The 26,359-nt window shown below is 37.3% G+C and carries 28 protein-coding genes; 9 read left to right on the plus strand and 19 right to left on the minus strand.

The annotated features are described in order from the left end of the window. Positions 1-6 precede the first annotated feature (6 nt). Positions 7-441 (plus strand): acyl-CoA thioesterase, encoded by a 435-nt coding sequence (locus B9T28_RS10145; RefSeq protein ID WP_086203860.1) that lies wholly within the window; start codon positions 7-9, stop codon positions 439-441. A gap of 46 nt (positions 442-487) precedes the next feature. Here the strand turns inward: B9T28_RS10145 and B9T28_RS10150 are convergent, their stop codons facing one another. The 8 genes from B9T28_RS10150 to B9T28_RS10185 all read right to left on the minus strand — a co-directional run bounded on the left by B9T28_RS10150 (position 488) and on the right by B9T28_RS10185 (position 10,061). Next, positions 488-2,731, minus strand: a complete 2,244-nt coding sequence (locus B9T28_RS10150; protein ID WP_086203861.1) for a phosphocholine-specific phospholipase C — start codon at positions 2,729-2,731, stop codon at positions 488-490. 293 nt (positions 2,732-3,024) lie between these two features. Next, entirely contained in the window at positions 3,025-5,124 is a 2,100-nt protein-coding gene (dnaX, locus tag B9T28_RS10155; RefSeq protein ID WP_086203862.1) for a DNA polymerase III subunit gamma/tau, read from the minus strand. Positions 5,125-5,397: 273 nt separating this feature from the next. Next, entirely contained in the window at positions 5,398-6,060 is a 663-nt protein-coding gene (locus B9T28_RS10160) for a YccT family protein (protein ID WP_086203863.1), read from the minus strand. A 195-nt stretch (positions 6,061-6,255) separates the two neighbouring features. Further along, on the minus strand, positions 6,256-6,849 hold the full coding sequence (locus tag B9T28_RS10165) for a nitroreductase family protein (RefSeq protein WP_086203864.1): 594 nt from the start codon (positions 6,847-6,849) through the stop codon (positions 6,256-6,258). A gap of 210 nt (positions 6,850-7,059) precedes the next feature. Then, positions 7,060-7,743, minus strand: a complete 684-nt coding sequence (locus tag B9T28_RS10170; protein WP_086203960.1) for a nitroreductase family protein — start codon at positions 7,741-7,743, stop codon at positions 7,060-7,062. A 193-nt stretch (positions 7,744-7,936) separates the two neighbouring features. Beyond that, the gene (gene ftsY / locus B9T28_RS10175) at positions 7,937-9,064 is read right to left on the minus strand and encodes a signal recognition particle-docking protein FtsY (RefSeq protein ID WP_086203961.1); all 1,128 of its coding nucleotides are present in this window, start codon (positions 9,062-9,064) and stop codon (positions 7,937-7,939) included. Between the two features lie 184 nt (positions 9,065-9,248). Then, complete coding sequence (locus B9T28_RS10180; protein WP_086203865.1) at positions 9,249-9,584, minus strand: hypothetical protein; 336 nt, start codon at positions 9,582-9,584, stop codon at positions 9,249-9,251. A 117-nt stretch (positions 9,585-9,701) separates the two neighbouring features. Then, positions 9,702-10,061, minus strand: coding sequence for a hypothetical protein (locus B9T28_RS10185; protein ID WP_086203866.1), 360 nt, complete (start codon positions 10,059-10,061; stop codon positions 9,702-9,704). Between the two features lie 226 nt (positions 10,062-10,287). Here B9T28_RS10185 and B9T28_RS10190 point away from each other — a divergent pair, with 226 nt between their 5' ends. Both B9T28_RS10190 and B9T28_RS10195 read left to right on the plus strand, forming a co-directional pair. Then, positions 10,288-10,521: a hypothetical protein gene (locus B9T28_RS10190; RefSeq protein WP_086203867.1), complete on the plus strand. Its 234-nt coding sequence runs from the start codon at positions 10,288-10,290 to the stop codon at positions 10,519-10,521. Positions 10,522-10,931: 410 nt separating this feature from the next. After that, complete coding sequence (locus B9T28_RS10195) at positions 10,932-11,363, plus strand: CBS domain-containing protein (RefSeq protein WP_086203868.1); 432 nt, start codon at positions 10,932-10,934, stop codon at positions 11,361-11,363. Positions 11,364-11,440: 77 nt separating this feature from the next. Here B9T28_RS10195 and trpB read toward each other — a convergent pair whose 3' ends face one another. The 9 genes from trpB to B9T28_RS10240 all read right to left on the minus strand — a co-directional run bounded on the left by trpB (position 11,441) and on the right by B9T28_RS10240 (position 19,218). Continuing rightward, positions 11,441-12,649: a tryptophan synthase subunit beta gene (gene trpB, locus B9T28_RS10200; RefSeq protein WP_086203869.1), complete on the minus strand. Its 1,209-nt coding sequence runs from the start codon at positions 12,647-12,649 to the stop codon at positions 11,441-11,443. A 38-nt stretch (positions 12,650-12,687) separates the two neighbouring features. Continuing rightward, a complete protein-coding gene (locus B9T28_RS10205; protein ID WP_086203870.1) occupies positions 12,688-13,875 on the minus strand; it encodes a vWA domain-containing protein in 1,188 nt (395 codons plus the stop codon). Between the two features lie 14 nt (positions 13,876-13,889). Further along, positions 13,890-14,741: an AAA family ATPase gene (locus tag B9T28_RS10210; protein WP_086203871.1), complete on the minus strand. Its 852-nt coding sequence runs from the start codon at positions 14,739-14,741 to the stop codon at positions 13,890-13,892. Positions 14,742-14,761: 20 nt separating this feature from the next. Continuing rightward, positions 14,762-15,178 (minus strand): hypothetical protein, encoded by a 417-nt coding sequence (locus B9T28_RS10215; RefSeq protein WP_086203872.1) that lies wholly within the window; start codon positions 15,176-15,178, stop codon positions 14,762-14,764. Next, positions 15,171-15,476 carry a YcgL domain-containing protein gene (locus tag B9T28_RS10220; RefSeq protein WP_086203873.1) on the minus strand — a complete coding sequence of 102 codons (306 nt, stop codon included), beginning with the start codon at positions 15,474-15,476 and terminating at the stop codon, positions 15,171-15,173. Before B9T28_RS10220 ends, B9T28_RS10215 begins: the two co-directional genes overlap by 8 nt. 141 nt (positions 15,477-15,617) lie before the next feature. Further along, positions 15,618-16,760, minus strand: a complete 1,143-nt coding sequence (locus B9T28_RS10225) for a ribonuclease D (RefSeq protein WP_086203874.1) — start codon at positions 16,758-16,760, stop codon at positions 15,618-15,620. A gap of 275 nt (positions 16,761-17,035) precedes the next feature. After that, positions 17,036-17,632 (minus strand): recombination mediator RecR, encoded by a 597-nt coding sequence (gene recR, locus B9T28_RS10230; protein ID WP_086203875.1) that lies wholly within the window; start codon positions 17,630-17,632, stop codon positions 17,036-17,038. Between the two features lie 29 nt (positions 17,633-17,661). Continuing rightward, entirely contained in the window at positions 17,662-17,991 is a 330-nt protein-coding gene (locus tag B9T28_RS10235) for a YbaB/EbfC family nucleoid-associated protein (protein WP_086203876.1), read from the minus strand. Positions 17,992-18,030: 39 nt separating this feature from the next. Beyond that, positions 18,031-19,218: an O-succinylhomoserine sulfhydrylase gene (locus tag B9T28_RS10240; RefSeq protein WP_086203877.1), complete on the minus strand. Its 1,188-nt coding sequence runs from the start codon at positions 19,216-19,218 to the stop codon at positions 18,031-18,033. Between the two features lie 140 nt (positions 19,219-19,358). Between B9T28_RS10240 and B9T28_RS10245 the strand changes: the two genes are divergently transcribed. From B9T28_RS10245 to B9T28_RS10265, 5 genes are all read left to right on the plus strand, one after another. Continuing rightward, positions 19,359-20,450 carry an alpha/beta fold hydrolase gene (locus B9T28_RS10245; protein WP_086203878.1) on the plus strand — a complete coding sequence of 364 codons (1,092 nt, stop codon included), beginning with the start codon at positions 19,359-19,361 and terminating at the stop codon, positions 20,448-20,450. A gap of 37 nt (positions 20,451-20,487) precedes the next feature. Continuing rightward, complete coding sequence (locus tag B9T28_RS10250) at positions 20,488-21,360, plus strand: NAD(P)-dependent oxidoreductase (protein ID WP_086203879.1); 873 nt, start codon at positions 20,488-20,490, stop codon at positions 21,358-21,360. Between the two features lie 83 nt (positions 21,361-21,443). Continuing rightward, the gene (locus B9T28_RS10255) at positions 21,444-21,713 is read left to right on the plus strand and encodes a YARHG domain-containing protein (RefSeq protein ID WP_143222612.1); all 270 of its coding nucleotides are present in this window, start codon (positions 21,444-21,446) and stop codon (positions 21,711-21,713) included. Between the two features lie 32 nt (positions 21,714-21,745). Next, positions 21,746-22,159, plus strand: a complete 414-nt coding sequence (locus tag B9T28_RS10260) for an HIT family protein (RefSeq protein ID WP_086203962.1) — start codon at positions 21,746-21,748, stop codon at positions 22,157-22,159. A gap of 238 nt (positions 22,160-22,397) precedes the next feature. After that, complete coding sequence (locus B9T28_RS10265) at positions 22,398-23,477, plus strand: porin (protein ID WP_086203881.1); 1,080 nt, start codon at positions 22,398-22,400, stop codon at positions 23,475-23,477. Positions 23,478-23,667: 190 nt separating this feature from the next. On the opposite strand, the gene B9T28_RS10270 is transcribed toward B9T28_RS10265, so the two are convergent. Further along, positions 23,668-24,891 (minus strand): acyl-CoA dehydrogenase, encoded by a 1,224-nt coding sequence (locus tag B9T28_RS10270; protein ID WP_086203882.1) that lies wholly within the window; start codon positions 24,889-24,891, stop codon positions 23,668-23,670. A 585-nt stretch (positions 24,892-25,476) separates the two neighbouring features. After that, entirely contained in the window at positions 25,477-25,815 is a 339-nt protein-coding gene (locus tag B9T28_RS10275; protein WP_086203883.1) for a hypothetical protein, read from the minus strand. A gap of 104 nt (positions 25,816-25,919) precedes the next feature. Between B9T28_RS10275 and B9T28_RS10280 the strand changes: the two genes are divergently transcribed. Further along, complete coding sequence (locus B9T28_RS10280; RefSeq protein WP_086203963.1) at positions 25,920-26,345, plus strand: HD domain-containing protein; 426 nt, start codon at positions 25,920-25,922, stop codon at positions 26,343-26,345. Positions 26,346-26,359: the final 14 nt, after the last annotated feature.

Below are 26,359 nucleotides of genomic sequence, written 5' to 3' on the forward strand. Positions count from 1 at the left end.
TCGCTTATGAAACCTAAAACGCAATTACGTTCTCAATATACTTTTTTCTTCGCGATTCAAACCCGCTGGGCAGACAATGACATCTATGGTCATGTGAATAACGTGATGTACTATAGTTATTTTGACACAGCTGCAAATGCCTTACTCATTCAAAAAGCAGCTTTCAATATTCATCACTCACCTATTATTGGTTTAGTCGTAAATTCATCTTGTCACTTTTTACAAGAACTGACTTATCCTGAAATTATTGAGGTGGGTGTTGCCATTCAAAAAATGGGGAATTCTTCATTAACCTATGAATTGGCTATTTTTAAACAGGAGCAAGAACAAGCCTCTGCACAAGGTCATTTCGTTCATGTTTTTGTGGATCGCCACAGTAAAAAAAGCACCCCGCTTCCACAAGAAATGCGTGATGCTTTGAATCCATTTCTATCGAATTAGCAATCAGACCACGTTGGATAGAAATGGGATGAGTTATTAAAAATCATTATCCATTCAAGAAGTAGGTCATTGCGGGATCACTGACAGAGTGCTCACCTATTTCAACCCGCCCTGCAAAACGTCGGTAAAACTTAAGATCACTATTACAGGTCACAGCAAAATCATACCAACACCCCACATCTTTTAAATTCCAATGTCGAGTCACTGTTTGCTCTGCCTTAACAATAATTTTCTGTACAGGGTCCATTCGATAAGCAATTGAAGTGATACTGAATTCCGTATCTTTCAGACCATAATTAGTTAAATCAACATATACATGACCATTTGCAATGTCATAACAAACGTGAATCTCAGGATTCACTTGAGCATCCGCCAACGTATTAATATCACCTTTAAAATGACGATGATATCCATTGGGACCAAGAACCCATAAGTCATACATTCCCAAATTATCTTTATTCACATTCCATACATCATCTATACTTTTTCCAGCTTCAACAACATAACGACGAGGAATCCGAGTCAAATTCAATTTGTCATAGACATGGAATACAACTCCCTGTGTTCCCGTATTTGAAAATAGCAGTTTGATATTGCCATCTACCTGACAACGAGCACTGGTGTGTAATTCATAAGGTAATGCACGAGATGGACGGATTCCACTTTGTTGAATTGGAAGCTTAATGTCACTTGGAATAGGTACAGCAGGCAATAATTGCTGACTTTGACGTAATTGATCAGCTTGGTCACGAGTTTGTTTACCGCTTAATTGTGGTAATGGCTCTTCATTTGGTGTTTTAAAATTAAAAGTACTGCTTAAATCCCCACAAATAGCACGGCGATAAGGGCTAATATTGGTTTCTTTCACCCCAAAACGTTTTTCTAAAAACATTAATACTGATGTGTGATCAAAAACTTGAGAATTAACCCAACCACCACGACTCCATGGAGAAATCACAAATAATGGAACACGTGGTCCTGGGCCATAAACAGCATTATCTTTCTTTGGTTGTTTGGTACTTCCAAGCGGTGCATCATGTACAAAATATTCATATTGCATCTCCGCATCACTTAAAGTCGATTTACCCGCATAGGTTTTATCCGCTTGGAATGAAGGTGCAGATGGCGATGGTACATGGTCAAAATAACCATCATTTTCATCAAAGTTAATCAACACTACTGTTTTACTCCAAACCTCTGGCACAGCAGTTAATGCATCAATGATCTCTTGAATAAACCATGCTCCTTGAGCTGGACTTGAAGGACTAGGATGCTCACAGTAAATTGATGGCGCATTAACCCATGAAACTTGTGGCAATTTTCCAGTTTTAATATCATTTTTAAATGCATCTAAATATTCTTCAGGCTTGGTTCCCGGCAAAGTATTTGCAATACCTTTATATAAGGGATTTTTGGCATTATCAGTATCATGATTATAAGCTTTATAAGGTAGAGCTTGCCCTGTTTGTGCATATGGACTGTTTGGAGCACCCCCACTACAGACTGGATAACCTGAATCTATATTCGCCTTCTTAAAGGTTTGAAATGCCCCCAACATATTATCACCCCATTCATCGGGCATATTCTGGTAGCACATCCAACTCACGCCTGCCTCTTCTAAGCGCTCAGCATAAGTTTTCCACGTATAACCTATATTTACAGTGGCTGGATTTCCATCAACCCAATCCCACTCATTATTTACAAAGGAGGTGTTTGTTGCTGTCGCACCATTGGTTCCAGTCAAATGAAATGAGCGATTTGCATCCGTACCTGTATGCATCGAACAATGATATGCATCACAAATTGTAAAGGCATTGGCTAGAGAAAACTGGTATGGAATTTCTTGCTCTTTAAAATACCCCATTGAAGTATCGGTTTTATGCGTAGGCCAATTTGCCATTCGCCCATTGTCCCAAGCTTTTTGACTATCACTCCATGAGTGTGGTGTACCACTGGTACGCTGCGCATTGTTTGCCGTTCCATCCAAGTGATAAGGCGTTAAAACATTGCCATTACTACGCTGTTGCTGCCAGACAGAACGCCCATTAGCCAGTGGGACTGTGAAACGGTCACCAAAACCACGCACACCTTTTAAAGTTCCAAAATAGTGATCAAATGACCGATTTTCTTGCATAAGAATAATGACATGTTCAACATCTTGAATTGTGCCTGTTTTATTATTTGCAGGAATGGCTAAAGCTTTTTGAATACTGGCAGGGAATGAGGCTAGCGCAGCTGCACCAAAACCCGTCTTAATTGTGTTTGATAAAAATTTACGACGACTAATCATTATTCTTTCCTTGATTAATTACGGAGCACAACGCATCACAGGCTTTTTAGATGTATCTGGATGAGATACCACTTGATTTTCTTTAGAATCATTACAAGCAGTGAGCACCGAAATTAAAGGAAGAATAAAAATAAAAGCAAAATATCGCTGAAACGGTATAAACATATAAATGAACCTAACAAAGTTTAGAATAAACTAGACTGCGCAGGTGACATTAGAATTACATTAATATTTCAAAGTGATGATAAAAAAATAAGCCCGTAGGCTTATTTAAAATTAAAGAAAACAAGGTTTTATTTCAATTGGATATTTTGTAAACCTGCATCAAACATCTCGACCAAATTTTTCACTACAGGCTCTTGATGCAACATAACAGCAGCACGATCAAAAGCTTTTATTTTTCGTTCGTTTTGCATATTGAAAGGCGTAATTTCATCAACATTACCATATTGTACCAAGAAACGTGAATTAGGCCATTTTTGCTTTAATTCTGCTTCTAAGTCATGTTGAGCTTGAAACAATAACTTTTCATATTTTTGCGGAATATGAAACAGCGATTCACCATCAATATGACCAGTCATCACGCCATGCTGAGCCAACTCCTGAACCGCAGGTGAAAGTGCACTATTTCTAAACCAATATTCCCACTTATCGACATTCCATTCACCTTCTAAAACTTGTGGAACGAGCTTTAAAATCTCTTGTGGTGTTTGATTTGTTGCAACAGCATGTGATCGTTCAGGTTGATTCACAGACAATGCAACATCAACATCTACGTTTTTGACAGCTTGAGTATCTTCAAGTAACGCTGAAGAAACTACATCTGCTTGCGCCTCGAGTTCTGGTGCTAAAAAGAAAACATCAGAATTATGATTTGACACATTAACAGCTATCATTGGTGTATTATTTTGGAGTGATTCTCCCCCAAACAATGATAATTCAGGCTCTGTTTCTAGCGTGATATTTTCAGTTACTGACTGCGTCTGCTCAATTTCTTGGACATCACTAGGCTGCTCTACAGACTCAATACTTTGCGCTTCAATCGGCTCATCTAAAAAATCATCGCTACTCGGTTCGTGCGTATTCTGCTGTTGATCCTCTATAATGTCTTCTGGCTGATTAAATCCATCAACTTGAGAATTCTGTAGATCATCGATCTGATGAGTTTGAACATGTTGAGGTTGAGAATTTTGCTCTTGAACTACGATCGTATTTTGGTGAGTGGAATGTGTTTCATTATTCACGATTTGAGGTTGTGTAGCTTCTGAAGGTACAATCTGCGTACTGGACACTAAAATTTCATTAACCTGTAACGGTCTAAAAGCCAATAACCGCAGAATGGTCATTTCAAAACCTTGCTCTTGCGTGACTGCAATTTGCAATTCAGCACGACCTTTACATGCAATTTGATAATACAACTGTAAATCTTGAGCAGAAATCAACTGAGATAATTGCATGATTTTTTTATTAATTTCAGCACTGTATTTCAGACTTAAATCGGGTAAATATTGCAACATTGCTAATTCATGCAAAGTTGAAATAAATTGATCTAAAACCAAAGACACATCTAAGGCTTGCTGTCTAAATTGCAATAACAGTTGGCTTACGCGTTCACGTTGATTTTGGTGAATCGCTAAAATTAAATCATAAATAATGGTTCGGTCGATTAAACCCAACATCTCTTTGACATCTTGATGATGTATCGCACCTTGACCATAAGCAATCGCTTGATCGGTTAAAGACAATGCATCGCGTAATGAACCTTGAGCCGATTCAGCCAATTGCCACAGTGCATCTTGCTCAGATTGAATGTCTTCTTTCTTTAAAATATCCGTTAAATGATGGGTAATTTCATCTACGGCCAATGGGCGTAAAGTAAACTGCAAACAACGTGAAATCACCGTAATTGGTAATTTTTGTGGATCTGTGGTGGCAAATAAAAATTTCACATGCTCAGGTGGTTCTTCTAGCGTTTTAAGCAGCGCATTAAATGAATGCGTTGAAAGCATGTGCACTTCATCAATCAGATAAACTTTAAAACGTCCTTGAGTCGGCGCATAAGGAACATTATCTAACAGCTCTCGAGTATCTTCCACTTTAGTTCGAGATGCCGCATCGATTTCAATCAGATCGATAAAACGCCCTTCATTTACAGCAGTACACGTTGCACACACTTCACAAGGTGTCGATGTAATACCAGTTTCACAATTGAGACATTTTGCCAAAATACGTGCAATCGTGGTTTTACCAACGCCGCGAGTTCCTGTAAACAAATACGCATGATGCAAACGCCCACGATCTAAGGCACTGGTCAAAGCACGTGATACATGATTTTGACCAACCAATTCGTTAAAGTTGCGTGGACGATATTTACGTGCAAGTACCTGATACATGGATGCTCCTAGTGACAGGTCTAAGGATACTGGTTTTTTACCTATTAGTGAATGAAGTTATGCAGAGTTATTTCCGCTTAGAGATAATTCGAGCAATTTCAGCAAATTTATTATTTTAATTTAAATGTTTGATTAAAAAATAATATCAATAATCACCCTAAATTAATTTAAATCAAAACGACTAATGGAGTTAAATTTCACTTAAAATTTCAAAAGCCGTTCAAAACACTTTTCCTTATCATCATTATTTATTTTGATTAACGATTACCTCAACTATTGCTCAGCCAACCAACTCATAAAACGTTGGCGTTCCACTTTAGTTGCTTTTTGCCAAACTTGAATTAATTGCTGATCTACTGAGTTAGACATAGTATTAGCTTGTGGACTCACTACTGGAGTAGCAGCAACTGTTGGTAAAGATAAGTTTTGTGCATACATTGCCGCAGGCTGATTGGTACTTTTCTTTTGTGTTAAATCCAATACCTGACCAAACACTCCACTACTTAACCACGGTTTTGCTTGATTATTCGCACCCATTTGCTGCACCAAGAGTTGGTTATTTTTATCATATATCGCGATCGTTGGTTGTACTGCATAAGCTTTTGCTGCATCAAAACTTTTGGGTGGATTGACCAATGCCAATGTATAAGCTTGTCCATCTTGCAAATTAGGTGCTTCAATCGTTACCACACCTGACTTCAAAATATCATGCTCACCGTTCAAATGTTCAAAATACTGTTGATACCGCACACTTAAAGAAATATTCCCAGCATCCACTTTATAATCATTTTTATGATTTCTTAAAAATCCAGCATTAATTTCCTGATCATTCACTGCCAACATGACAATTTCTTCTGGTACTGAAAGCGTCACTGCTGCAAAAATGGAGCTACTCATCATTAAACTTAATGCAGCCACGCTTAACTTGAATGTCATATAATCTACTCTGCTGTCAAAAACTGTAAAATTTAATGCACTATGCAATGTAATGATGACGAATTTATGACAACATACATGTAGATTAAGGCTGAACTCCTCAAATAAAAAAAGTGATGATTACTCTCAGACAGAAACATTGTTGCATAAAAAAAAGAACGCCAAAACGTTCTTTTTAAACATCAATTACTTTATTTAGTTAAATGTTTTAAAACGGACTGCATCATCCATAAATGTTTTTTCAGCAGCAGGTGCTTCAATTGAACCAAAAACCAGTTGAGCACGTAATTTCCAACTTGCAGGAACATCAAATATTTCAGCAACCTCTGTATCTACAATTGGATTGTAGTGTTGTAATGACGCTCCAATACCTGCTTCATGTAATGCAGTCCAAGTCGCAAATTGTGCAATGGCTGTAGAATGTTCTGCCCAAACAGGGAAGTTATCTGCATACAAAGCAAATTTTTCTTGTAGATCTGTAATAACATCCATATCTTCATAAAATAAAACAGTGCCTGCACCAGCAATAAAGCTGTTTAATTTTGCACTGGTACCTTCAAATACTTCGACAGGTACGATTTTACGCAACGTTTCTAAAACAATCGTCCAAAATTGAACATGAGAATCACCAAATAAAATGACTGCACGTGAAGATTGTGAGTTAAAAGAGGATGGACTCTGTTTTACTGCTTCTTTAATAATGTCTTCAATTTTCGCTTGCTCTAAAGTTACATTTTTACCAATTGCATAAATTGAGCGACGTTGTTTGATTTGATCTAAAAATGACATACTTACAATCCTTCTATGACCAATGGTCGTATTCTTTAAGATGATCGTAGTGTATTGCATTCTTTAAATGGACGTCAGCCTTATAAGAATAACAAAGTGTTCTAATTTTAGAACAATAAGATGCTTTTAAAGATTATAGTCTAGATAACATACATTATATTGATATCAATTAATTTTTAAAAATGATTAACCCAAATAACAGCCATCTCCTTAGAAAAACACCCGAAATAACACATCATCCTCTTTTCGCTCTTTGGGTTCAGGTGCAACTAAGATAGAACCAAAAATTAATTGTGCTTTAAGCTCCCAACTTTTAGGTAGCTGTAAAAATGTAGTCAATTCTGTGTTAATTGCAGGGTTGTAATGATGTAATGAGGCACCCAATTCTATACTTGATAATGCCGTCCATACTGCAAACTGCGCCATTCCAGAAGTTTGCTCTGACCACCGTTTAAACTCTTCCGCTTGTAAAGGTTTTTGCTTTTGCAAATTTTTTACAATCTCTTGATCTTCAAAAAATAAAACTGTGCCATACGCTTCAGCACAACGATCCACTTTTAGCGCCACACCTTCATAAATATGTGCAGGCACCTGCGTACGCTGTACCTCTTTCACCAATTGCCAAAATTGGTAATGTGTATCTTCATATAAGATCACCACACGCACACTTTGTGAGTTGAGTACTGAAGGACAACAATGTACAGCTTCTTTAATTAAATCAGTTAAATATTCACGACTTTGAATAACACGATTACTTAATTTATAAACACTACGCCGCTTTTTCATATCATCAAGCAAGCTATATTCTGTAAATTCAGTCTTCTTCTTTTTGAACATAAAATCTGTTGATATATCAGTAGTCAGCACCTGACTTAATTTTGTTAATAATGCCATTTTATTTTTCCCAACCAAGTTGCCTAAAGGCATACATTTTGTAGGTATTTTAACTTTATATTTACAGAGATATTTAAATAAATATTTTATTATGTTTCTTTTTAAATCAAATAGATAATTTAAAGCAAAAAAACTCCGCACTTGGCGGAGTTTATGTGAAATATATCGCTTTCAACAATTAATCATTACACGCTTATTTATCTGTCTCAAACAAAGCAGCAACAAATGATTTTGCCGAGAATGGACGCAAATCATCAATTTTTTCGCCAACACCAATAAAACGAATAGGCACATGCGTACGACTTGCAATATTAAACAGTACGCCACCTTTGGCAGTACCATCAAGTTTGGTAATGGTCAGACCCGTTAAACCGACAGCCTCATCAAACATTTCGACTTGGTTAATGGCATTCTGACCAGTCCCTGCATCAACCACCAACATGATTTCATGCGGTGCAGTTGCATCAATTTTTTGCATTACTCGTTTAACTTTTTTAAGCTCTTCCATCAAATGGCTTTTATTGTGTAAACGACCTGCAGTATCAGCAATCAGAACATCGATACCTTTGGCACGTGCGCTTTCAAAGGCATCAAAAATCACAGATGCGCTATCAGCACCATGACCTTGTGCCACGACAGAAATATTATTACGCTCGCCCCAAATTTCCAACTGTTCCGTTGCTGCGGCACGGAACGTATCCCCTGCAGCAAGCATCACTTTTTTACCTTCACCTTGTAAACGCTTAGCGAGTTTACCAATTGTTGTAGTTTTACCCACACCATTTACACCAACCACCAAAATAACAAATGGCGTCTTATTAGGATCAATATGTAAAGGTTTTACCCGTGGTGCAAGTAAAGCAACCAACTCTTCTTGTAGTGCTTTATAGAGTGAATGTGAATAAATTAAATCGCCACGAGCAGTACGCTCAGTTAAATTGGTGATAATTGTTTTAGTAGCCTCTACCCCAATATCAGCAACCAGTAATTGCTCTTCAACTTCCTCAAGCAATTCATCATCAATTTCTTTACCACCGATCAGAATATTAACCATTCCATCAGCAAGGTTTTTGCGTGACTTGCTCAAACCTTCTTTCATTCGGCTAAAAAAACCGCCTTTTTCTTTTTCCTGAACTTCAGCTAGACTTTCTGATTCGATTGTTGCACTTATGCCTTGCTCAGTAACTTTAGCTTCTTTTGGGCTACTTTCGATGCTTTGAGTTTCAATAATAGGCACATTAACGGCTGGTAAACTAGGTAAAGTGATATCGTCATCACCGATATCCGCATCAATCAAAAATTTATTTTGCTGTTGTTGCATGCCGAATCCTTGAAAAGCATAGCGTAAAGGAACAAGTTTAACATAGAATCCATACCATTCGCGCTGTAATGACACTTTTTGAATTTGCACTCAAAACTCTACTGAATACGACACTTAATCTCAGCAAAATTTTACGCCTTGTAATGACTGACTGCACGCTGATTTTGTATTTTTCCTATAAGAATTAATTTGCTTGCTCTGCATCATCCTGTGCCATAGCTGGATATTCTTTTACTTTAGACGATTCTGTACGATGCGCCCACATCAATCTAAAATAATCTGACGTAACAATATCATCTTGCAAAATCAAATGATTTGCCATTTTTTGCGTTGCAGGATAAGTGTACTGTTCTGTGAGAAGCATAACTTTGTGATATTTTTGTGATTCAATCGGTCGCTTTAATGCCAGTACAGCACAAAAAATAATGCTTAGAATAACCAGAACGACCACTGTATTAAGTACATCTTCCAAATTGAATTTAGATTTAAACTTTAAAAACTGATCTTTAGAAATGAGCATGAACTACCTCGAATTGCGCGTAGTTTAATATTGCTCAACGAAAAGTAAAAGACTTGATTACCTGACTAGCCAAATAAATCATTACTAGTCAGGTCATTTTAAGTCGATTTATATGTACTAACCCACTAATGCGCGAATTACCGCAAAATATAAAATAATCGCGATAATAGCTAATGCTAAAAAAACGGTAAAAATACTTAAACCATTTTCAGCATACATTGGATGCAGATCATCATCATCTGCCAAGCGCCTCAACTCGCCATCATAAGCCTGATAGAATGCCTTTTTTTGCAAAGGTTCTAAAAGTCTGGTATAGTCGTACACGCGTTTTCGTTGTGCAAGACAAAAATCACCTAGGTGTATTTCTTGATGATAAATTGCTTCATCAAGTTGTTTACGATGGAATTGAGCCAAAGCGATAATTTGAGACTCAGCCAGAGGTAGTTCGAAGTTAAACCCATCAATTGTGTTTGTCATTTTTGTTCTCCTTTTTTCATATTTCTCATATTGATTTTAATAAAAATTATTTCTGATTATTGTTTAATCATGTAATCTTGAATTATCCAACACCACCCACATATATTAGTTGACAAGTTAAGTAATTTGTAATATTAGTTTAATATAACTTAGTTAAAGTAGTAAGAAGACCAAATTGGTCGTTTGTTAAAGATGTAGCAATCATAATTACAATAAGGAGTTTTATATGATTCAACAATTTTCCCATCATGACTTAGAGCATGTATACGCAAATGCTGTAAATACGATTCAATGTGAAATGATTTTTGTAGATGCAGTACAACAGTTAGAAGAAGCAGCACGTGCTGGACATGGCAAAGCAGCAATGTTTCTTGCAGAGCTCTATTTCCAAGGTTTCCGTGTAGAACGTGACTCAATGAAAGCACAATACTGGCAAAAAATGGCCACGATGCAAGCTTAGTAAAACGTCACCTAGGTGGCGTTTTTTTCACTCTGTTATCCAACAGATCACATTCAGATAAACACGAACAACAATTTCAACTTCCGTACAAAAATCTATAATCAATGTGATCTGAATTAAAATAGATCACATTGCGAGCAAAAATTGAGTCACTTTAACTCCTCACACGTACATGGCTAAAACCTACCCTTAATCAGTTTTTGAAACAGCAATCCAATCAATACAGCATTTTTAGCAAAATACTGAAAGATCGAACATCTCATTCAAATAACTGTCATCATTTTGATTTAAAAATTGACATAAGTGAGAAAATTACCATCTTATGACTGGAAAGTATTTGCATTCTTTAAAAATACAGCTAATTTAAAGGTATGTGAGATTCAAAATAAAATGAATAGAGGAAAAAGAATATGACCACAGTTGCACAAGTGATTCAAAATAAATTAGGTCAAGAAATTTACACCATTTCACCATCAGCAACAGTACTTGAAGCAATTACGCTTATGGCCAATAAGGGTATTGGCGCAGTCGTGGTTTCAGAAGACTCCAAAGTGGTCGGCATTCTTTCTGAACGAGATTACACTCGAAAAATTGCTTTAATGCAGCGAACATCTGATCACACGACTGTTGCTGAAATTATGACGAGCAAAGTAATTTCAGTCACACGCAGCAATACTGTTGATGAGTGCTTGGAACTCATGACCAATCGTCACCTACGTCATTTACCTGTCCTAGAAGAAGGATTCTTAATCGGCTTTATCTCTATTGGTGATTTAGTCAAAGCAACAATGGAAGATCAACGTAAATTAATTGACCAATTACAACAATATATTTCAGGTTAAATTTATTCAATAAAAAACCTCTCAATATGAGAGGTTTTTTTATTTTTTATCTTTCAAAAAAGACTACGCCCAATGCTTTAGTTTAATCCTAATTTTTCAGCCACATAATCAGCATCTTTATCACCACGACCAGATAAATTCACAACAATATTAATATATTTTGACATCTTAGGCGCTTCACGTAAAGCCCACGCGACTGCATGTGAACTCTCTAAAGCCGGCACGATTCCTTCTACACGGGACAAAATCATAAAGGCATCTAAACATTCTTGATCCGTTGCCGTTGAATACTCCACACGCCCCAAATCTTTTAAGAAGCTGTGTTGTGGCCCCACTCCTGGATAATCCAAGCCAGATGCAATCGAATGCACAGGCAATGGCTCCCCCTGCTCATCCTCAAGCACATAACATGCCATACCATGCAGTTGGCTTGGCTTGCCTAAGGTTAAGGTAGCTGAGTGCATATCTGTATCCAAACCATGTCCTGCAGGTTCCACTCCCACAAGTTTCACATCAGCTTCATTTAAAAAAGCAGTGAAAGCACCTATGGCATTAGAACCACCACCCACACACGCCACAATATAATCAGGATGACGACTAAAGCGTGCATTACTCTGAATCTTGATTTCATCACCTATAATGGCTTGAAAATCACGAACCATTTTTGGGAAAGGATGTGGCCCAACCACTGAGCCGATCGCATAAATAAAGTTTTGTGGGTCTTTCAAATATTCTTCAAATGCACTATCTACAGCATCTTTCAAGGTTGCTGTACCACGCGTTACTGAAACAAGTTTTGCACCCAAAATTTTCATTTTAACGACATTAGGATGCTCTTTTTCAATATCGACTTGTCCCATATGAATTTCACATGGAATCCCGACCAAAGCACACGCTGTCGCCAAAGCTACACCATGTTGCCCTGCACCAGTCTCCGCAATAACTTTACTTTTCCCCATATATTTAGCAAGTAAAGCTTCACCTAAACAGTGATTAATTTTATGCGCACCCGTGTGATTTAAATCTTCGCGCTTTAAATAAATTTGCGCACCACCCAATTGATCAGATAATCGTTTTGCATGGAATAATGGACTTGGACGACCAACATAGTTGGCAAATAAATCAGCCAACTCATCCTTAAACTCAGAGGTATGACGAATTTCTTCATAAGCAACATTAATTTCATCCATCGCAATTTTTAAATGCGGCGGAATAAATTGGCCACCATATTCACCAAAAAAACCATCTTCATTCGGTAATGCAATACCATTAATTTGAAAATCCATTTCAATTCCCCATGCTAAAACCAATGTATTGGTTAAGTTTATCTCGCTAAATATTTAGTCATATCTTCAATGCCTTTTAAGGTCATTGGAAACATATGATCTTCAAAAGTTTGTTTAATTAAACCGATGGTTTGCGTGTAATGCCAATAATTTTGTTCTTCAGGATTAAGCCACGCTGTTTTTTCAAAGTGATTCCGCAAACGATGCAACCAAACCTCACCCGCCTCATCATTCATATACTCAACTGAACCACCAACTGATTTCAGCTCATAAGGTGCCATACTCGCATCACCTACAACGATGACACGGTAGTCTTTACCATAAGTATTGAGCAAATCCCAAGTATTCATTTTAGAGGATGAACGACGGTGATTATCTTTCCAAACATAATCATACAAACAATTATGGAAATAAAAATAATCTAGAGTTTTAAATTCAGTCTTCGCTGCACTAAATAGTTTTTCGCATTGCGCAATATGTGAATCCATCGATCCCCCCACATCAAATAACATTAGCACTTTAATACGATTACGACGTTCAGGCACCATCTGTACATTTAAAATGCCTTGCTTTGCTGTTTCATAAATCGTGCTATTGATATCCAGTTCTTCAGCTGCACCCTGACGGGCAAACTTACGCAAACGACGTAATGCCATTTGCATTTGTCGAGTACCCAAAATTTGATCATCATCTAAATTTTGGTATTTACGCTGCTCCCAAACCTTGACTGCAGAACGTTTACGCCCCGGCCCACCAATACGGACACCTTCAGGATGATCTCCGAAAGCACCAAAAGGTGAAGTTCCGCCTGTACCAATCATGCGATTGCCGCCTTGATGCTTTTTATGTTGTTCGCGTAACCGCTCTTCCAACATTTTCATCAATTCTTCAAGTGAACCTGCTTTCTTTAATTCTTCACGCTGTTCAGGTGTTAAATGCTTTTCTAGCAGTTCTAAATCAAACCAATCTTTCGGAAGACCTTGAACTTTATTCAACAATTCATCTAAATCGAAAGTATGAATACCTTCAAAATAGTCTTTCATCGCACGGTCAAATTTATCAAAGAATCTTTCATCTTTAACCATGACGGTTTTTACAAGCTGATAAAAATCTTCTTGATCTGCAAACACTAAGCCCGCACTAATCGCCTGATTTAAATCAATCAATTCACGAGTCGATACGGGTACACCGTATTTTCTGAGCGTATAAAATAATCGCACAAACATTTGGCGATTACCTCTTAGCGACGTGACATAAAGGCTAAACGTTCTAACAGTTGCACATCTTGTTCATTTTTAATGAGTGCGCCATAAAGCGGTGGAATAGCTTTAGATTTATCATGATTACGCAAAACATCTTCAGGCATATCATCCGCCATCAATAAACTTAACCAGTCAATCAACTCAGAGGTTGATGGTGGTTTCTTTAAACCCGGTATTTGACGGAGTTTAAAGAAAACCTGTAAAGCTTCACTGACCAAAGTAGAAGAAATTTTTGGGAAATGTACCGCAATGATTTCACGCATAGTGGCTTCATCAGGGAATTCAATATAATGAAAGAAACAACGGCGCAAAAAGGCATCTGGCAGTTCTTTCTCGTTATTCGATGTAATAATCACAATCGGACGCTGAGTTGCAGTAATGGTTTCGCCAGTTTCATAAACAAAAAATGACATTTTATCCAGTTCATGCAACAAGTCATTCGGGAACTCAATATCTGCTTTATCAATTTCATCAATTAATAAAACGCAGCGCTCCTCACTGGTAAATGCATCCCATAATTTACCAGGCTTGATATAATTTTTAATATCATAAACACGATCATCACCGAGTTGACTATCACGCAAACGTGATACTGCATCATACTCATACAAGCCTTGTTGTGCTTTGGTGGTTGATTTAATGTGCCATGTAATCAGTTTTAGACCTAAACTTTCTGCAACTTGTTCAGCAAGTAAAGTTTTTCCTGTCCCTGGCTCGCCTTTGATGAGCAATGGTTTTTGCAAGGCACGAGCAGCTTTTACAGCTAGTTTTAAACTATCAGTGGCAATGTACTGTGCTGTACCTGTAAATTGTTGAGAATTAACAGACATAATTAACCTTTATTTTTTCTTTAAAGTGGTGAAATATTTTTTACTGGAGCGCTATTAGTGACCATATTTTTATTGATTTTGTATTTTGACCACAAATAACCAGTAATTAAACCGAGCCCAATAACAAAAGTGATAAGTGCTGAGTTTGACCAAATCAATGGCGTATCTTTAGTTAAAATACCAAAAAGTAGACCAAAAATTGCAGGAGCAACCTCAGAGTTTGGTCCTTCAGAAATGGTTGGGGTTGCGATTACCGCAAATACAATAATCCATGTAATACCACCAAACGGTGCTGGCAAACGTTTTGAAATGGCATACCAACACCATAGAATAATCAATACACCAAGAACATAGACCGTAATGGCGATACTATCTTCAGGAATTGAATCTAGTAATGCGAATAAATTTGTCCATATTCCTGATTGATCTTCACGCACCGCGTAATCCCTCTGGTTCAACCGCATTTGGATTAATTAACCCTTCAGGCGGCACTTGAATAAAGAAGCCTTTGGTTTGTAATGAATCAATCACATGCAATACGTTCACACGTGCTAATTTTTTTGATTCACTGAGCTCTAAATGCATGACGAAAGTCGCACGACCAAAAGCAGACCGCAAAGCTTCAGATAAAACAGCTAAAGGATCAACGCCCTCTTCTTCATGAGGATGGTTTGGACGAGCCACATAAAGATACATTTCATCTTTTTTGCTCGATTTATAAATATCACAATGCATTTTTTTTCAACAGCGCTTACTAAACTCAGGTCACAGCATACATGAAAAAAACGACAGATACATTAGCCTTTGTTAACGCATCAGTCGTATTTCTAAGCCAACCGCTACAACTTTAAACAGTTTTTAAAAATATCAATTGACTTACTCAATGACTGTCATTTGAGTAGAAAGATATTCTTTATCTTTATTGAGCAATTCAAGCAAAGGTCGTGTGAGAATCTCATAACGCCAACCCAATAAATAGCGTGGTAAATCTTGCTCATCCGCTTGAAAAACCACATGCTGATACAATGAATTTAACCATTTTTTACGCATTAGCACTTCTTTAGGTACTTGATATTCCTGAACAGCCAAATCAATAAATGCATCAACGGCTTGCGTTACGCCCTTAGAAGAGTGCCGAATAGGTCTTGCCATCCGTAAAGGCCATTCTCCACTTTCAGGTAGAAATTTAAGTAGATCTAAAATTGTTTTGCCATGCTCACGTACAACATTGGGACGAATGTCTTTAACTTGTGCTAACTGAAAATTATTTTTAGGATTTTTTTCCACCAAATCATAGATGGTTGAATTCTTGAGCAGAAAACTACGCGGTTGATTCAGCGCTTTGACCATTTCTTCTCGCCATACCATCAATTGCTGTAATTGCATCAATTGCTTACGTGAATGACGATAGTTACCGATATCCATATACAACTTGTCTTTGGGTGTTTCGACTGAAATTTCATAGGTTAAACTTTTACAATCTTCCAACACACAATGATATAACTGTTTTTCTTCTAATTCCGTTTTAAGCTTCTGTGCCAATTCTGTAATGTACAGTACATCATTGGCGGCATAACTCATTTGCTCAGCTGAAAGCGGACGTGCTAACCAATCTGAACGAGTCTGATCTTTATCAATATCGATATCGAGCATTTGTTTTAACGCATTTTGATAACTCACTTGCAGACCATGCCCTAGAAATGACATCGCAACTTGAGTATCAAAGACATTATCTAAACTCGAATGATCTGCATAATGATAAATTAAATCAATATCTTCACTACATGCATGAAAAATATTTTGTTGTGCTTGAAAAATCTTTTTCCAAAAACCTGCCAAATCAAGTGCCGTCCCATCCAGAAGGAATACTTTTCCATCAACATTAATTTGAAAGACACCTAATTTTGGCCAAAAAGTATCGACTTTAATAAATTCTGTGTCTAAGCCATAAATTGAGCTTTGCTTCATGTGTTGCAACACATTTTCAAGGTCAGACTGTTGATTGATAAATTGGAACATGTTTATACGATTCAAACGACTACATTCAAATATAAATTATACGTTACTTTCATCTATAAATATTAAATATAAACGTTTCAATCAATCTCCTCACAAAAGCTTTTATTTTTTAAATTAATCTTTTTTACTATTTCTATTTTTTCATTTTAATAAATACAATTATCGACTCATTCAAAATTAAATAACTATTTATTTTTCAAAATCTTAATCTAATTTCTAAAAAAGAAAACCACCAAATTAAACATCAGCTACAGTTAAAATAAGCACAAGTGTGCTTATTTCATCCGCATTCGATTATGTACAGCCTGACTTAAAGTATGACTATCGACATACTCCAACTCTCCGCCTTGCGGCACACCTTGCGCAATTCGAGTCATTTGAATCGACAAATGTTTGGTTGCTTCAACCAAATAATGGGCTGTCGCCTGACCTTCAACTGTGGCATTGGTAGCTAAAATGACTTCTTCAACACTACCTTGAGCCAAGCGCTGAATTAAATAAGGGATACCTATTTCTTCAGGTCCAATTCCATCCAAAGGTGATAAATGACCACCTAGTACGTGATATTTCCCTCGAAAACTACCACTTTGCTCAATCGCCATAACATCTGCTGGTGACTCAACTACACATAATAAATGATCATCACGCTCTGTTGATATGCAAATATCACACACTTCATTTTCAGTTAAAGAATGACACATCGTGCATTCATGAATATAAGAAGTCGCTTCGTTTAACGCATGCGCCAAACCAATTGCACCTTCTCTATTTTTCATGATCATATGTAAAGCCATGCGCTGAGCCGATTTCGGCCCTACGCTTGGCAATATTCTTAACGCTTGAACAAGTTGATCAAAACGATCACTAAACACAAATCGTATCCTTAGAATATTTTAGTGGCTTAAAATAAACCTGAAAGACCTGGCGGTAAGCCCATACCAGATTTAGCACCGTTCAATTTCTCTTCTGAAATAACTTCAACTTGACGTGCAGCATCATTCATTGCAGCAGCAATTAAGTCTTCAATCATATCTGCATCATCTTGAAGTAATTCAGGATTAATCTCGATACGTTTAACTACATTACGACATGTCATAGTCACTTTAACTAAACCGCCACCCGCTTCTGCATGTACCTCAGTTTGAGCCAGTTCTTCTTTGGCTTTTTTAACATTGCTTTCCATGTCTTTTTGCATGCGCTGAGCTTGCTGCATGAGCATATTAATGTTCATAAAATTCTCCGAACAAAATCAATTTTCAATCAAAATATTTTAAAGTAAATCTAAGCCGCGTTTGATATCAGCAATAATATCATCCACATCTTCCAAGCCCACAGATAAGCGAATAAGTCCTTCGCCAATACCCGCTGCAAGTTTTGCTTCCGCAGATAGTTTACCGTGAGTTGTGGTCGCTGGGTGAGTAATTGTCGATTTTACATCGCCTAAATTACCTGTAATTGATATAAATTTTGTATTATCAATCACTTTCCAAGCACTTTCACGCTCACCTTTGACCTCAAAAGCAACAATACCACCGAAACCCGTTTGTTGTTTTGCTGCCAATGCATGACCAATGTGATCGACTAAACCTGCAAAATACACTTTTTTAACCTGTGGATGTGTATTCAACCATTCCGCTATTTTTTGCGCACTACTTGAATGTGCTTTCATACGTAAACTTAAAGTTTCTAAACCTTTTAAGAATACCCACGCATTAAATGGACTCATTGATGGTCCAGTCGTACGTACATAAGCAAAAACTTCTTCAAGCAGTTTGTGATTTCCAACGACCGCACCACCTAAAGCTCGCCCCTGACCATCTAAATATTTAGTGGCTGAATACACCACAAGGTCAGCACCCAATTTTAGTGGTTGTTGTAATATAGGCGTACAAAAACTGTTATCTATCGCCAACAATGCATCATTTGCATGCGCGAGATCAGCTAATGCTTGGATATCTGCAATTTCAGCCAATGGATTAGATGGTGACTCAACAAACAGTAATTTTGTTTCAGGACGTACTGCATTTTTCCATGCATCTAAATCAGTTAAATCGACAAAATCAACTGCGACACCAAACTTCACCACATATTTTTCGAACAAGGAAACGGTTGAACCAAAGACAGCACGTGAACAAATGACATGATCACCTGTTTTTAAAAATGACATTGCTACAGCCATAATCGCAGCCATACCAGAACTCGTCGCAACAGCACGCTCACCACCTTCTAATGCTGCTAGGCGCTTTTCAAACATGGCAACGGTAGGATTGGTAAAACGAGAGTAAATATTACCAGACTCAGCACCAGAGAACTTAGCAGCTGCTTCTGCTGCATTTTCATAAACAAAAGATGAGGTGAGGTAAATTGGCTCACTATGCTCACCTTCAAAACTGCGGGTATGACCAGTGCGAATTGCCAAAGTATCAAGTTGATATTCGATGTCGTCTTGTTGGCTCATTTTATTGCTCAGTCCGAAAACTGCCTTTGCGAAGAATTGCCAACATTTTGAGCGTCTAGTGTATTTAAGGTCAAGGTATAATGTAAAAATATCGCTTAGACTTCGAACAAACTTACATGAAAATGAGACTAAAATTGCGTATGGAACAACTCAAAAAGAAAGTACAGGATCGTTCTCTCAAATTTAAAAACCTTTCTACCCGTATTTTCAATGGGAAATCTCTGGTTCTCTCCCAAAGCACGCCCTATGAAGTCATTACAGAATATAAACAGGCACGTGTGCGCTATTACGCTGCATCTGAAAGAAAATATAAAGAACCCCTCGTTTTTGTTGCTCCACTGGCGATTAACATGGCCATTTATGATCTATATCCCTACCGCTCCTTAGTCAAATATTTCTGTGATCAAGGCTTTGATGTGTATTTGCTTGATTGGGGACAACTCAATTATAAAGATCGTTTTTTAAATTTTCTTAATTTCATTGATGAAGCCATTCCCTACTGTATCCATAAAATTAGAGAACACGCTCAGAGTGATCAGATTTCACTCCACGGTTGGAGCATGGCAGGAATTTTTGTACTTTTATATACCGCGCTCCATCAGCCCAATTATGTGAAAAACTTGATAGTATTAGGGAGCCCGATTGACAGTTATGCTTCTGGAAGTATTGGTAAACTATATCGCAAAATTAACTATTACTTATCCCAAAATAAAAAAATTAAACAAGCAATTTACTCCGGTCTTATTCCCAAACAATTTTTACATACCCCTGGTTTACTCAATGCGATTGGCTTTAAAGTTTTAGATCCAAAAGGATGGTATGAAGGTCATAAACAACTGTTACTCAATTTAGATGATCAACAATTACTCCATGAACATGCGACTTTAGGTAACTTTCTGAATCATATGGTGGATTACCCTGGTGGCGTAAACCAAGACATGCTCTTTAATATTTGGCTTCAGAATCCACTCAAGCAAGGTATGATTCAGTTAAAAGATAAAAAAATTGAGCTCAAAAAAATTGATTGTTCACTCTTGATTGGTGCAGGTCGCAGTGATCAAATGATCACGGCAGATGCAGTTAGGCCTTTAAGCGAATTGACAAATAGCCATGATGTCACGTTTACTCTCATTCCAGGTGGACACTTAGGGCTGATGTCGAGCCAAAAAAGTGCCGATGAGTTTTGGCCAGTTCTGAGCGAATGGTTAGACCAGCGTTCAACCAAGTTGTAGACATATTGCTACAATCATCAATATAGGAAAATCAATCATGATTCAATCAGTTGCATTTATAGGCTTAGGCGCAATGGGTTACCGTATGGCGGCACATTTACCTCAACATTTCGATACCGTTTATGTTTGGAATCGTAATTTTGAAAAAGCACAACAACATGCAACTGAGTTTGGAACTTTGGCAATTGAACTACAAAATGCAGTACAAGCCGATATTATTTTTTCTTGTTTACCGACTAGCCAACAAGTTGATGAAATTCTTGCACAAGTTCAACTTAAGTCAGGTTCAATTTGGGTAGATTGTACTAGCGGTGTTCCCGAATCTGCGCGTGCACAATCCGAACAACTCTTACAACAAGGTGTTCGCTTTTTAGATGCACCTGTGAGCGGTCAAACGATTGGGGCTGAAAATGCAACGTTAACCTTTATGGTGGGTGGCAATACTGAAGCTTTTGCTCAAGCCCTGCCTATTATGCAGACTATGGGAAAAATCATTAAGCATGTGGGTGAGTCTGGTACTGGTTTTGCGGTTAAAGCAGTCAATAACATGATGATGGCGGTACATTTATGCGCAGCAGCAGAAGGATTTACCACGTTAAAAGCACACGGCGTACATCTTCAGGAAGCACTTGATTGTATTAATGCATCGAGTGGTAAAAGTGGTGTAACCGAAACTGTACTACCACAACGTGTATTCAACCGTAGCTTTCCTTTAACTTTTGCACTTCCATTACTGGCCAAAGATACTGGAATTGCTGTTGATTTAGTGCGTGAAGCTCGAATTTCCGCACCCGTTATTGGACTAACACAAAACTTAATTCAAGTTGCTAATGACTTAGCTGAACCCAATAGTGATTTTTCTACTGCAATAAAAATGTATGAATCATGGAGTAAAATTACATTAGAGTAATTTTTCAACATTGAATATCGCATAACACCCCATATAATTGATGTAATACCTAGACAATTTAAAGTGTCAATTGAAGGATTCTTATGAAGAAGCGTTCTATCACAATTATTTCTATACTATCGATGTTTTTTGGCGCTCAAGTTTATGCAGCCGATGCTGCTCAAGAATGTCAAAAGCTACAAGATGACTATAACGTAATCTATGCGTCTAAGGGATTTTGCTTTAAAGATCCTGATGCAAAAGCTAAATTTGGTAATGAAAACTGCTTTACCAGCAAACCTAAATTTTCAGAAAAAGAGCAACAACGACTTGACGAAATCAAAGCGCGTCAAAAAGAATTGAACTGCAAATAATGACTTTAAACACCATCAAGGAACTCAGTACAATGGCTTACGATGATCAAAATATATTTGCTCGAATTTTACGTAACGAACTTCCAGCCATTAAAGTATATGAAGATGATCAAGTACTTGCATTTATGGATATTATGCCACAAGCCGAAGGTCATACTTTAGTTATTCCGAAAACACCTGCCGTCACTTTATTAGACCTACCACCCGAAGCTGCGGCTTACACCATTCAAATTGTGCAGAAAATTGCCAAGGCAATTGAAACTGCCTTGAATGCGAAAGGCATTGTCTTAATGCAACTTTCGGGTGCTGCCGCGGGTCAAACTGTTCCGCACGTGCATTTTCATTTGATTCCAAGTTCGGTTCATGAGCTTGGTCGCCATGCGGTGCAAATGGGCGATCAAGAAAAAATTAAAGCATTGGCGGAGAAAATCAAAGCGCTACTTTAATTTTGAAATTGATAAAAAACGAGGCTTATGCCTCATTTTTTTGCATTCTATTTTCTCCAATCTTTCAAGGATCAAAGCGTCATAAAACTGTCATTTACTCTTCACCCATTTGTAACAAAAATTACAGATACTGCATGCAAGTTAGTCAGCATCTGTAATTTTTTGTACCAGAAGCTTGCTAAATAAAAAGAGTAAATCAGGCAGACGCCATTTTTGAACAAGTTTTGGAGAAATCTCAATGAAAAAAGTGCTACTCGCTGCAGCAGTTGCATCATTCGGCTTAAGCGCAGCGCAAGCAGCGCCAACATTGTATGGTAAGCTCAATGTATCTTTAAATCAGGTCGATAACAAAGACTTTAAAGGGACTAATGAAACTCAATTAAATTCAAATGCTTCACGTATTGGGGTTAAAGGTGAAGAGAAACTTACCGACAACGTAGGAGTTGTATACCAAGCAGAATGGGCAATTTCAACAGATGGTTCTGGTTCTGATACAGATTTAAGTGCTCGAAATCGCTTTTTAGGTCTTAAATTTAAAGATATCGGTACACTAAAAGCTGGGCAATACGATTCATATTTCAAAACATCTGCAGGTAAATACCAAGATATCTTCAATGATGATACCAATCTTGATATTACCAAAACCATGTATGGTGAAGAACGTTTAAAAAATGCCGTGGGTTTTGAAACGGATAAAAATCTGCTCATTCCGGGTTTACAATTCAATCTTATGGCACAAACAGGTGAAAATATAACATCTGTATATTCAACCAAAAAACGTGACAGTTTTAGCGGTGTTTCAACCTCACTGTCTTATGAAAACAAGGATTATGGTTTTGCGACTGCCCTTGCTGGAAACTTTGCTGTAGCAGGTGCTTATAATGCACTCAGCTTGAAAGATATTGACTCCAATGCTTATCGTGTAACAGGTTCTCTCGATCTAAGCAAAGCAGGTCTTAACGGTTTAGTTTTAGGTGCATTGTTCCAACATGCTGAACCCTCTAATTCGCCTTCCGCTGCGGATTTAACGGCTGCTAAACTTGATGCTCGTGTTGCATCACTAAAAGAACAAGCTTGGATTCTTCAGGCAACTTATAATGTTGCTAATACGCCATGGACTGTTAAAGGGCAATATCAATCAGCTAAAACTGAGTGGACAGGTGATGATCGCGTCCTTGACCAATATGGTGTTGGTGTGGATTATAACTTGAATAAACAAGCACGATTGTATGGTGTTCTGGCCCAACAAAAACGTGATTGGCAAACTGATGATAATAAAAAAACCGTGTTTGGTTTAGGTATGGAATATAACTTCTAATTAGAGGCTGTTTCCCTATCTAAAAAGAACATGCAATTGCATGTTCTTTTTTATGCACTCTATCCAAGCAACAAATGGATTGTTTTTTATACATGTTATAAAAAATAAGTAAAACCCAAATGCTCAATACTTCTTGTCGTACTCAATACCAGTCTGAATATCACTTAAGAAGCATGACTGAATTGACTCATTAATTACAAAAAGCAGCAATTCCTGTTTGTGCACGCCCTAGAATCAATGCATGGATATCGTGTGTTCCTTCATACGTATTCACAACTTCAAGATTGACCAAATGTCGAGCAATGCCAAACTCATCGCTCATGCCATTTCCCCCCATCATGTCACGTGCGACACGTGCAATATCAAGTGCCTTTCCGCAATTATTACGCTTAATTAAAGATGTTCCTTCTACTGAAGCAATTCCCTCATCTTTCATTCGACCGAACCGTAAAGCAATTTGTAAACCCAAAGCAATTTCAGTCTGCATATCTGCCAATTTCTTTTGAATTAATTGATTTGCAGCCAAGGGGCGTCCAAATTGTTTACGATCCATCGTGTATTGATGTGCCGTCTGCCAGCAAAATTCTGCAGCACCCATTGCTCCCCATGCAATTCCGTAGCGAGCGCTGTTTAAACAAGTGAATGGACCACGTAAACCACGAATTTCTGGAAAAGCATTTTCTTCAGGTACAAAAACATGATCCATCACAATTTCACCTGTGATTGAGGCGCGTAAACCCACTTTTCCATGAATGACCGGTGCTGAAAGCCCTTCCCAACCTTTTTCTAAAATAAAGCCACGAATTTCACCGACATTGCCTGCAACAGACACTTCCTTAGCCCAAACCACAAATACATCGGCAATTGGACTATTAGTGATCCACATTTTGGCGCCACTTAGAAGATATCCACCATCGACTTTTTTCGCACGAGTAATCATGCTATCTGGGTCTGAGCCATGATCAGGTTCAGTTAAACCAAAACAGCCAATCAATTCACCAGAAGCTAATTTAGGCAAATACTTGTGTTTTTGCTCTTCAGAACCAAATTCATTAATCGGCACCATCACCAAAGAACTTTGTACACTTGCCATAGAACGATAACCAGAATCTACTCGTTCAATTTCACGGGCGATTAAACCATAACTCACATAATTTAGACCTGCACCACCATATTGTTCTGGAATGGTTGATCCAAGTAAACCCAACTCTCCCATTTCACGAAAGATAGAGATATCAGTCTTTTCATGCCGGAATTGTTCAAGTACGCGGGGCATTAACTTCGCTTGACTATATGCATATGCCGTATCACGAACCATGCGTTCTTCTGCAGTCAATTGTTGTTCGATTAAAAATGGGTCTTGCCAATTGAATTGCACACGTTCTTTTTTTACTGTTTTGTTCATTTGATTCATTGCATCCTCTGCATAATAATTTTGTTTATCGTTAATCTGATGTTATGTGCGAACAGAAAATTATTAATTTATATTCGGAAATTCTATTTATACCTATTTTGATTCTATTGATGTCATTTTTAATGGTTAAACTGCTTAAGCTTGCTATTTTGAGACTTAAATAATTTAGAATATTTCTATATAAATGTTCTTCACAAATACCTTTATCAACAGCCATTCTAGGAATGGATATGCCTTCTATGATTCCATCATTATAATCATTAAAGTATTTTGAATCTGCGATAAAGCATTTCTTACAACAAACGACACGCCCGATATTGAGGAAGCATAGTTTAAGATCACTAACGATGATTATCACAATACTCGGCACTTACACCGCAAAACGTTGAGGAACAAAGTTAAATACAAGCTCAAATAAGTTAGTAATTAAAACATCAAATTATGGGTTTAGATCTTATTACTTTGTTTATGCTGAATAACAACAATCGTCATTCATCAAAAAATTTGTAACCTGACTAGAAACTGAAATTCAGCTTCCTTAGAGCTAAACTTAGTTCATAACTTACTGCCATTGGCCAAAGCAACTCAATCAATTGCCTTTGCTGTTAAGCCAATGTAGCGATACATTCCTTCTACCCCTAAATCAGCTTGGTAAATGACATAATCTGGAAAAGTAGATTGTGAAATTTCATGCCAGATATTAATGCTGTCATCATCATGTGCATGAATTTCATCTACTGTTCGTTGCATGGTTGCTTCATATGCATCTGAAATATATTCAAAGCCCAAATCCATGGCAATAAATAAGGTGTGTGCACACGGCTGTATATATTGCTCTTGAGACCAATCTAGAACATCTTGCTGACAATAAGGACATGTTACATTTACCTGGTTTTTTTCAAGTTGAATCAGTTGAAAAGACATAATCTTTGGAACAAAATAAAAGGATATTTTAAACGAGTCAGAATATTTTAAATACTGGTTTAAATTTCTTTAAAGTAATAATTTTTATAAAGAAGACCAAAATGATGTCAATAATTGAAAAAGCAATTGCATTGGCTGTGCAAAAACATGCAGGACAAGTCGATAAAGGTAACCAACCCTATATTTTGCATCCCCTTCGACTGATGTTAAAAATGAAAACACCAGAGCAACAAATTGTTGCTGTACTCCACGATATTTTAGAAGATACAGATACCACAGTAGTTGATCTAATTTCATTGGGTTTTAGCCAAGAAGTTATTGAGGCAATTCAAGCACTCACCAAAAAGGAGAATGAATCTCGAATTGAAGCTGCATATAGAGCGGTAAAAAATCCAATTGCTCGTACAGTTAAATTGGCCGATATTACGGACAATATGGATTTAACACGTATTCCACATCCGTCTGCTAAAGATTTATTAAGACTGGAAGAATACAAGCATGTACAACAAATATTATTGTCTGGTGCTTAGTCCTTGAAATAATA

Source organism: Acinetobacter silvestris (genome assembly GCF_002135235.1).
GTDB lineage: Bacteria > Pseudomonadota > Gammaproteobacteria > Pseudomonadales > Moraxellaceae > Acinetobacter > Acinetobacter silvestris.

Excerpts from the sequence above, each read along its gene's own strand:
- dnaX (WP_086203862.1), bottom strand. The coding sequence starts at position 5,124 with ATGTATCAGGTACTTGCACGTAAATATCGTCCACGCAACTTTAACGAA.
- B9T28_RS10225 (WP_086203874.1), bottom strand. The coding sequence starts at position 16,760 with ATGTTCCAATTTATCAATCAACAGTCTGACCTTGAAAATGTGTTGCAA.
- B9T28_RS10275 (WP_086203883.1), bottom strand. The coding sequence starts at position 25,815 with ATGTCTTTTCAACTGATTCAACTTGAAAAAAACCAGGTAAATGTAACA.
- B9T28_RS10235 (WP_086203876.1), bottom strand. The coding sequence starts at position 17,991 with ATGAACATTAATATGCTCATGCAGCAAGCTCAGCGCATGCAAAAAGAC.
- B9T28_RS10250 (WP_086203879.1), top strand. The coding sequence starts at position 20,488 with ATGATTCAATCAGTTGCATTTATAGGCTTAGGCGCAATGGGTTACCGT.
- trpB (WP_086203869.1), bottom strand. The coding sequence starts at position 12,649 with ATGGATTTTCAAATTAATGGTATTGCATTACCGAATGAAGATGGTTTT.
- B9T28_RS10245 (WP_086203878.1), top strand. The coding sequence starts at position 19,359 with ATGGAACAACTCAAAAAGAAAGTACAGGATCGTTCTCTCAAATTTAAA.
- B9T28_RS10195 (WP_086203868.1), top strand. The coding sequence starts at position 10,932 with ATGACCACAGTTGCACAAGTGATTCAAAATAAATTAGGTCAAGAAATT.
- B9T28_RS10280 (WP_086203963.1), top strand. The coding sequence starts at position 25,920 with ATGTCAATAATTGAAAAAGCAATTGCATTGGCTGTGCAAAAACATGCA.
- B9T28_RS10170 (WP_086203960.1), bottom strand. The coding sequence starts at position 7,743 with ATGGCATTATTAACAAAATTAAGTCAGGTGCTGACTACTGATATATCA.
- B9T28_RS10180 (WP_086203865.1), bottom strand. The coding sequence starts at position 9,584 with ATGCTCATTTCTAAAGATCAGTTTTTAAAGTTTAAATCTAAATTCAAT.
- B9T28_RS10150 (WP_086203861.1), bottom strand. The coding sequence starts at position 2,731 with ATGATTAGTCGTCGTAAATTTTTATCAAACACAATTAAGACGGGTTTT.
- B9T28_RS10255 (WP_143222612.1), top strand. The coding sequence starts at position 21,444 with ATGAAGAAGCGTTCTATCACAATTATTTCTATACTATCGATGTTTTTT.
- B9T28_RS10220 (WP_086203873.1), bottom strand. The coding sequence starts at position 15,476 with ATGCATTGTGATATTTATAAATCGAGCAAAAAAGATGAAATGTATCTT.
- B9T28_RS10240 (WP_086203877.1), bottom strand. The coding sequence starts at position 19,218 with ATGAGCCAACAAGACGACATCGAATATCAACTTGATACTTTGGCAATT.
- B9T28_RS10205 (WP_086203870.1), bottom strand. The coding sequence starts at position 13,875 with ATGTTTGTGCGATTATTTTATACGCTCAGAAAATACGGTGTACCCGTA.
- B9T28_RS10260 (WP_086203962.1), top strand. The coding sequence starts at position 21,746 with ATGGCTTACGATGATCAAAATATATTTGCTCGAATTTTACGTAACGAA.
- B9T28_RS10270 (WP_086203882.1), bottom strand. The coding sequence starts at position 24,891 with ATGAATCAAATGAACAAAACAGTAAAAAAAGAACGTGTGCAATTCAAT.
- B9T28_RS10265 (WP_086203881.1), top strand. The coding sequence starts at position 22,398 with ATGAAAAAAGTGCTACTCGCTGCAGCAGTTGCATCATTCGGCTTAAGC.
- B9T28_RS10210 (WP_086203871.1), bottom strand. The coding sequence starts at position 14,741 with ATGTCTGTTAATTCTCAACAATTTACAGGTACAGCACAGTACATTGCC.
- B9T28_RS10185 (WP_086203866.1), bottom strand. The coding sequence starts at position 10,061 with ATGACAAACACAATTGATGGGTTTAACTTCGAACTACCTCTGGCTGAG.
- B9T28_RS10145 (WP_086203860.1), top strand. The coding sequence starts at position 7 with ATGAAACCTAAAACGCAATTACGTTCTCAATATACTTTTTTCTTCGCG.
- B9T28_RS10190 (WP_086203867.1), top strand. The coding sequence starts at position 10,288 with ATGATTCAACAATTTTCCCATCATGACTTAGAGCATGTATACGCAAAT.
- B9T28_RS10165 (WP_086203864.1), bottom strand. The coding sequence starts at position 6,849 with ATGTCATTTTTAGATCAAATCAAACAACGTCGCTCAATTTATGCAATT.
- B9T28_RS10160 (WP_086203863.1), bottom strand. The coding sequence starts at position 6,060 with ATGACATTCAAGTTAAGCGTGGCTGCATTAAGTTTAATGATGAGTAGC.
- ftsY (WP_086203961.1), bottom strand. The coding sequence starts at position 9,064 with ATGCAACAACAGCAAAATAAATTTTTGATTGATGCGGATATCGGTGAT.